Origin of the sequence: Streptomyces sp. NPDC051133 (assembly GCF_040682635.1) — a bacterium.
Lineage (GTDB): Bacteria > Actinomycetota > Actinomycetes > Streptomycetales > Streptomycetaceae > Streptomyces.
Window position 1 is genome coordinate 46,536 of record NZ_JBFBBK010000057.1, and the last position, 6,000, is coordinate 52,535.

General features: G+C 71.8%; 6 protein-coding genes. 5 read left to right on the top strand and 1 reads right to left on the bottom strand.

What is annotated here, in order from left to right; all coding sequences use genetic code 11:
• Positions 1–18: 18 nt before the first annotated feature.
• The 3 genes from lipA (at position 19) to AB0N17_RS37870 (ending at position 2,161) form a co-directional block, all read left to right on the top strand.
• Positions 19–984 carry a lipoyl synthase gene (gene lipA, locus AB0N17_RS37860; RefSeq protein WP_366016200.1) on the top strand — a complete coding sequence of 322 codons (966 nt, stop codon included), beginning with the start codon at positions 19–21 and terminating at the stop codon, positions 982–984.
• Positions 985–1,213: 229 nt separating this feature from the next.
• Positions 1,214–1,411, top strand: a complete 198-nt coding sequence (locus AB0N17_RS37865) for a hypothetical protein (protein ID WP_366016201.1) — start codon at positions 1,214–1,216, stop codon at positions 1,409–1,411.
• Positions 1,412–1,471: 60 nt separating this feature from the next.
• A complete protein-coding gene (locus AB0N17_RS37870) occupies positions 1,472–2,161 on the top strand; it encodes a DUF4191 domain-containing protein (protein WP_366016202.1) in 690 nt (229 codons plus the stop codon).
• Between the two features lie 63 nt (positions 2,162–2,224).
• On the opposite strand, the gene AB0N17_RS37875 is transcribed toward AB0N17_RS37870, so the two are convergent.
• Entirely contained in the window at positions 2,225–3,382 is a 1,158-nt protein-coding gene (locus tag AB0N17_RS37875; RefSeq protein ID WP_366016203.1) for a ferritin-like protein, read from the bottom strand.
• Positions 3,383–3,586: 204 nt separating this feature from the next.
• Here AB0N17_RS37875 and AB0N17_RS37880 point away from each other — a divergent pair, with 204 nt between their 5' ends.
• Together AB0N17_RS37880 and AB0N17_RS37885 are read left to right on the top strand one after the other, a co-directional pair.
• Positions 3,587–4,711 carry a right-handed parallel beta-helix repeat-containing protein gene (locus AB0N17_RS37880; protein WP_366016204.1) on the top strand — a complete coding sequence of 375 codons (1,125 nt, stop codon included), beginning with the start codon at positions 3,587–3,589 and terminating at the stop codon, positions 4,709–4,711.
• A 106-nt stretch (positions 4,712–4,817) separates the two neighbouring features.
• Positions 4,818–5,879, top strand: a complete 1,062-nt coding sequence (locus tag AB0N17_RS37885; protein ID WP_366016205.1) for a methyltransferase — start codon at positions 4,818–4,820, stop codon at positions 5,877–5,879.
• Positions 5,880–6,000 lie beyond the last annotated feature (121 nt).

Sequence of the window (6,000 nt, forward strand, 5' to 3'; positions counted from 1 at the left end):
AAGCTTAGGGAGCCGGTCGTGTCCGCAGTCGCACCCGACGGACGCAAGATGCTGCGCCTGGAGGTCCGCAACAGCCAGACCCCCATCGAGCGCAAGCCCGAGTGGATCAAGACCCGGGCGAAAATGGGCCCCGAGTACACGAAGATGCAGAACCTCGTGAAGAGCGAGGGCCTGCACACGGTCTGCCAGGAAGCCGGCTGCCCGAACATCTACGAGTGCTGGGAGGACCGCGAGGCGACCTTCCTCATCGGCGGCGACCAGTGCACCCGGCGCTGCGACTTCTGCCAGATCGACACCGGCAAGCCCGAGGCGCTCGACCGCGACGAGCCGCGCCGCGTGGGCGAGTCCGTGGTCACCATGGACCTGAACTACGCCACCATCACCGGCGTCGCCCGCGACGACCTGGAGGACGGCGGCGCCTGGCTGTACGCCGAGACCGTGCGCCAGATCCATGCGCAGACGGCGCAGCGCGAGGCCGGCCGGACCAAGGTCGAGCTGCTGGCCCCCGACTTCAACGCGGTCCCCGAGCAGCTGGCCGAGGTCTTCTCCGCCCGCCCCGAGGTCTTCGCGCACAACGTCGAGACGGTCCCGCGGATCTTCAAGCGGATCCGCCCCGGCTTCCGCTACGAGCGCTCCCTGAAGGTCATCACCGAGGCCCGCGACGTCGGCCTGGTGACCAAGTCCAACCTGATCCTCGGCATGGGCGAGACCCGCGAGGAGGTCAGCGAGGCGCTGCAGCAGCTGCACGAGGCCGGCTGCGAGCTGATCACCATCACCCAGTACCTGCGCCCCTCCGTCCGGCACCACCCCGTCGAGCGCTGGGTGAAGCCGCAGGAGTTCGTGGAGCTGAAGGAGGAGGCCGAGCAGATCGGCTTCTCCGGCGTGATGTCCGGCCCGCTGGTGCGCTCCTCCTACCGCGCCGGGCGCCTGTACCGGATGGCCGTCGAGAAGCGTGGTGAGTACATCGCCACCCAGGCGGTGTGAGCCGAGCGTGTGAATTCACGCACAAGGTATTACCGGCCAGTAATGGCCGAGACGACGCGGTCCTGACCGTCCTCGCTGATGAGGGCACACGTCAGGGTCGCGTCGGCATTTCACTGCCCCGTATCAAGGTTTCATTGGCGTTTGACCGCTCGGACACGCCCTGGTAACACCAATCAGTGACTCTCGTATCACGCCCCGTTCACCACTCGCTCCGAGGGGGACCTCGATCATGCAGGCCGCGCCCGTACGCGCCACCGCCATCCCGTCCTTCACCGACGCCCTCCGTGCCGTGGAGTCCCTGCTCATGAGCGGCGGTCAGCGCACCGCCCGCCGCAATGCCTGGACCTCGGTCCTGGAGGACCGCCGTCGCGCCAAGGACCGGGTGGAGGCGCAGCACTTCCTGGAGCAGGCCGCCGACCGCTCCTGACACCTCCCCGCCCGGGCACTGCCGTCGTCGGCACTCCACGGGCCACGTAGACTTCGTGACATGGCGAGGAAGGAACCCGCGGCGGACGCCGCGAACGCAGGGCGACTGAAGCAGATCGCTCTCACGTACAAGATGACCCGCAAGGCCGACAAGAAGATCGGTCTTGTACTCGCGGCCGTCGGCATCGGCACCCTCGGTGTCTTCCTCGCGATCGGCTTCTTGATCGGCCACCCGGTCTACCTGGGCATCTTCGGCCTGCTGATCGCCCTGCTGGCGATGGCGATCGTGTTCGGCCGCCGGGCCGAGCGGGCCGCCTTCGGCCAGATGGAGGGCCAGCCCGGCGCAGCCGCCGCCGTACTGGACAACATCGGCAGGGGCTGGACGACGACTCCGGCGGTGGCGATGAACCGCAGCCAGGACGTGGTGCACCGGGCGGTCGGCAAGGCCGGCATCGTGCTGGTCGCCGAGGGCAACCCGAACCGGGTGAAGAGCCTGCTGGCCGCCGAGAAGAAGAAGATGAACCGCATCGTCGCGGACGTGCCGGTGCACGATGTGATCGTGGGCGACGGCGAGGGCCAGGTCGAGCTGAAGAAGCTGCGCACCACCCTGCTGAAGTACCCCCGCGTGCTGACCGGCCCGCAGGTGACGGCCACCAACGACCGGCTGCGCGCGCTGGGCGACCTGATGAGCAACATGCCGCTTCCCAAGGGTCCGATGCCCAAGGGGATGCGGATGCCGAAGGGCCGCTGAGAAGTCCTGTCGGGGCCCGGCCGCTGAGCGTGCCGGGCCCCTTGTCCTCGGTCGCCCCCGCCGTCAGACGGGCCGGAACTGCGGGCCGTACGTGCCCGGGGCGTCCGGGATCTTCGTCTCCATCAGCTGCACCGCCGGGCCTTCCATGCCGTGCATCGCGTGGACGGCCGCGCCCAGGGCGCTCGGACCGCCGCCCCACCAGGCCCGGTCGAGCGCGTCCAGCACCGCGTGGTACGTGCCGTCGAACTGGGCCAGCAGGCGCCGGACGTGGGCCGGCGCGTGGTGCCGGCCGCCGGACGGGACCCGGGCCATGGGGCGCGCGTCGGGGAAGGGCACGGCGGCGCCGGTGAAGTGCCAGCCGTGGGCGGTCCGGCGCAGCCTGCGCCCGTGGTAGATCTCGGCGAAGGCGTAGTAGTGCGCCGGGTGGTCGTCCTGGAAGGCGTCGGCCGGGGAGGCCGCGGTGCCCTCGCCCTGCTCCCTGACGATCTCGATGGACCGCTCGACGTCGTCGAGGGTCCGCACCGGCCGCAGCACGTCGGCGCCGATGCGGTCGGACAGCTGATGCCGCGTCGAGAGGTGCGGCGCCGTCCTGCGGAACGCCGTCAGCAGGTGGCCGTAGAAGCGGCCGATGCTGTACGCCTGCTGCTCCGTGCGGGCGAGCGGGTGCTCCGGGGCCTCGATCGCCATCATCACGTCGTGCACGAAGGTCCTGGTCAGCCCAGAGAGGTACACGTGCACCCCGGGGCGCACGCCGCCGGGCAGCGGACCGGGGTAGTGGGGTGCCGCCCGCCTGATCCGGGGCCGGCCGCCCACGGCCACGAGCAGGTTGCAGACGACGCCCAGGTGGTACATCTCGTCGCCGACGATGCGCCGGATCAGCCGGGCGGCCTCGCCGCGGCGGTCCCTGATCGACCACCAGCCGCACAGGTACGGCGGAATGGTGGCCAGTTCGAGTGCCACGGCGACCTGCAGGGCCCCCTGGAGCCAGCCGATCCCCCGCCCGGCCTCGGGCACGGCGAGCAGACGCGCGACGGATCGGCAGTCTCCGGGCCCGGCCGGACCGCCCGCCGGCCGCGCGTCGGCGGGCGGGCGCGCGTCGGCGGGTGCGGGGGCCGCGGCCGGGAGCGGCGCGGCGGCGGCCAGCGCGGCCGAGGCCAGCAGGCTCCTGCGGTCGACCGGCGGGGCCCCGGGGCCCTCCGGATGCTCGCTCGTACCCGTCACCGTCGCCTCCGGTTCCCGGCGGTGCTCACCGCCGTGCCCTCGCCCCGGAACGCGTCCGGGCCGTCTCGACAGCTCGCGAAGCTAGCAGCCGGGACGGCCGTCGCCGCGGCGCCGGGACGCCGGTGGGCGCGGACTCCCCCCTGACACGCCGCCGAACGGAGTATCCGGCGGGTAATCGGCTCATGCGCTCCTAACCTTCCGAATGTGACAAAACGCCAAATTACGTACCTTGCTTGCGGCACAGCGCTTCTCGGCGCCCTTCTCACCACCAGCCCCGCGTCGGCCGCCCACCGGATCCACCTGGTGCACCCGGGCGAGTCGATCCAGAAGGCGGTGAACGCCGCGCGGCCCGGCGACACGGTGGTCGTGCTGGCCGGCACGTACCACGAGAGCGTCACGGTGAAGACACCGGAGGTGACCCTGCGCGGCGTGGGCCCCGGTACGGTGATCAAGCCGACCGCGAAGCAGCTCGCGGCGGCCGCGGCGAGCACCGCGTCGGCCACGAAGAAATCCGCGCCCGGTGCCCGCAAGGCCTCCGTCAGCTGCGCGGAGGGAGGCAACGGCGTCTGTGTGGTCGGGGCGAAGAACAAGGCCCTGAAGGACGTCACCGTCTCCGACCTGACCGTGTCCGGCTTCCCGCGGACCGGCCTGTGGTCGATGGGGACCGACCGGCTGACCGTACGGCGGGTCACGGCCGTCGACAACGGGCAGTGGGGCATCGCCCAGGAGCACTCCACCCGCGGTCTCTTCCAGCACAACGTCGCCCGCGGCAGCGGTGACGCCGGCCTGTTCCTCGCCAACAACGTGAAGGCCGAGGAGGGCGCCCGGGACACCCGGGGCACGGTGATCGAGGGCAACGACCTGGAGGCCAACCGCATCGGCATCACCGTCCGCCGGCTGCGGAACCTCTCCGTCACCCGGAACTACCTCACCGGCAACTGCGCGGGCGTGTTCGTCATCGGCGACGAGAACAAGCCGAAGGGGGGTGCCCTGACGGTCAGCGAGAACCGCGTCGTACGCAACAACAAGTACTGCGCGAAGACCGACCGGCTGCCCTTCCTGCAGGGCTCCGGCATCGTCCTGACCGGCGTCGAGAAGACCCTGGTGACGCGGAACGTGGTCACCGGGCACTCCGGCAAGTCCCCGATGTCCGGCGGCATCGTCCTGTTCAAGAGCTTCGTGGGGGCGTCCGGCGAGCGCAACCGGGTCACCGGCAACAGCCTGGCGGCCAACTCCCCCGCGGACCTCGTGAACCAGGAGACCGCCAAGAGCGGCAACACCTTCGACCACAACACCTGCCGGGCCTCGAAGCCCGCGGGGCTGTGCTGAGCGGACACCCGCACCCCCCACGCGAAAGCCCCACCCCCGCACACGCCCCACCCGCACACGCCCCACCCCGCGAAAGCTCCATCCACGCAAGGAAGGAAGGCGGCACATGACCGCATCCCCCGAGCTCTCGGCTCCCGTCGAGCAGGGAGCGCCCCCCTCCCCTCCGCCGTCGATGCGGCTGAGAGAGCTCGTGTTCGGGGCGGCCTGCGCCGCCGCCGTCCGCGCCGCCGCCCGGCTGGGCGTCGCCGACGCCCTCGGGGACGTCCCCATGGCCGCGGAGGAGCTGGCCGCCGCGGTGCGGACCGAGCCGAAGCCGCTGCGCCGGCTGATGCGCGCCCTGGCCTGCTACGGCGTCTTCGCCGAGCGCCCCGACGGCACCTTCGCCCACACCGAGATGTCCCGGCTGCTGCGCGAGGACGACCCGAACAGCCTGCGCAACATCTGCCTGTGGTGCACCGAGCCGTGGACCTGGGACGCCTGGCCGCGTCTCGACCAGGCGGTGCGCAGCGGCCGGAACGTCGTCGAGGACCTCTACGGCAAGGAGTTCTTCGTCTACCTGAACGAGGACGCCCCGGAGTCGGCCGACGTCTTCAACCGCGCGATGACGACGTCCAGCGAGCAGTCGGCCCGCGACGTCGCCGCGCTGCTGGACCTGTCGGGCGCCTCGTCGGTCGCGGACCTCGGCGGCGGACAGGGGCACGTGGTGGCGTCCCTGCTGGACAAGTACCCGTCGATGCGGGGCTACCTGCTCGACCTGCCGCGGGTGGTGGAGAACGCCGTGCCGCGGCTGCGCGAGGGCGGCGATCTCGCGGACCGCGCGCGCATCGTGCCCGGCGACATCCGCGAGGCCGTCCCGGTCGAGGCCGACGTCTACGTCATCAAGAACATCCTGGAGTGGGACGACGAGTCCACCACCCGGCTGCTGCGCAACGTCGTCGAGGCCGGCGGCCCCGGCACCCGCGTCGTGGTCATCGAGAACCTCGTCGACGACACCCCGTCGATGCGGTTCAGCACGGCGATGGACCTGCTGCTGCTCCTGAACGTCGGCGGGGCCAAGCACACCACCGACAGCATGGTCCGCCGGCTCACCGACGCGGGCCTGACCGTCGGTGAGATCCGGCCGGTCAACCCCTATCTGCACGCGTTCGACTGCACGGTCTCCGCCTGACCGCCACTCCCCCCGGAGCGCACCGGTGCCGGGGGGCGCGGGGGGGGGGGGGCCCCCCCCCGGGGGGCCCCCCCGGCGGGGGGTGGGGGGGGGGGTGGGCCCCCCGGGGGTGGGTTTTTTT

Excerpts from the sequence above, each read along its gene's own strand:
- AB0N17_RS37865 (WP_366016201.1), top strand. The coding sequence starts at position 1,214 with ATGCAGGCCGCGCCCGTACGCGCCACCGCCATCCCGTCCTTCACCGAC.
- AB0N17_RS37870 (WP_366016202.1), top strand. The coding sequence starts at position 1,472 with ATGGCGAGGAAGGAACCCGCGGCGGACGCCGCGAACGCAGGGCGACTG.
- AB0N17_RS37885 (WP_366016205.1), top strand. The coding sequence starts at position 4,818 with ATGACCGCATCCCCCGAGCTCTCGGCTCCCGTCGAGCAGGGAGCGCCC.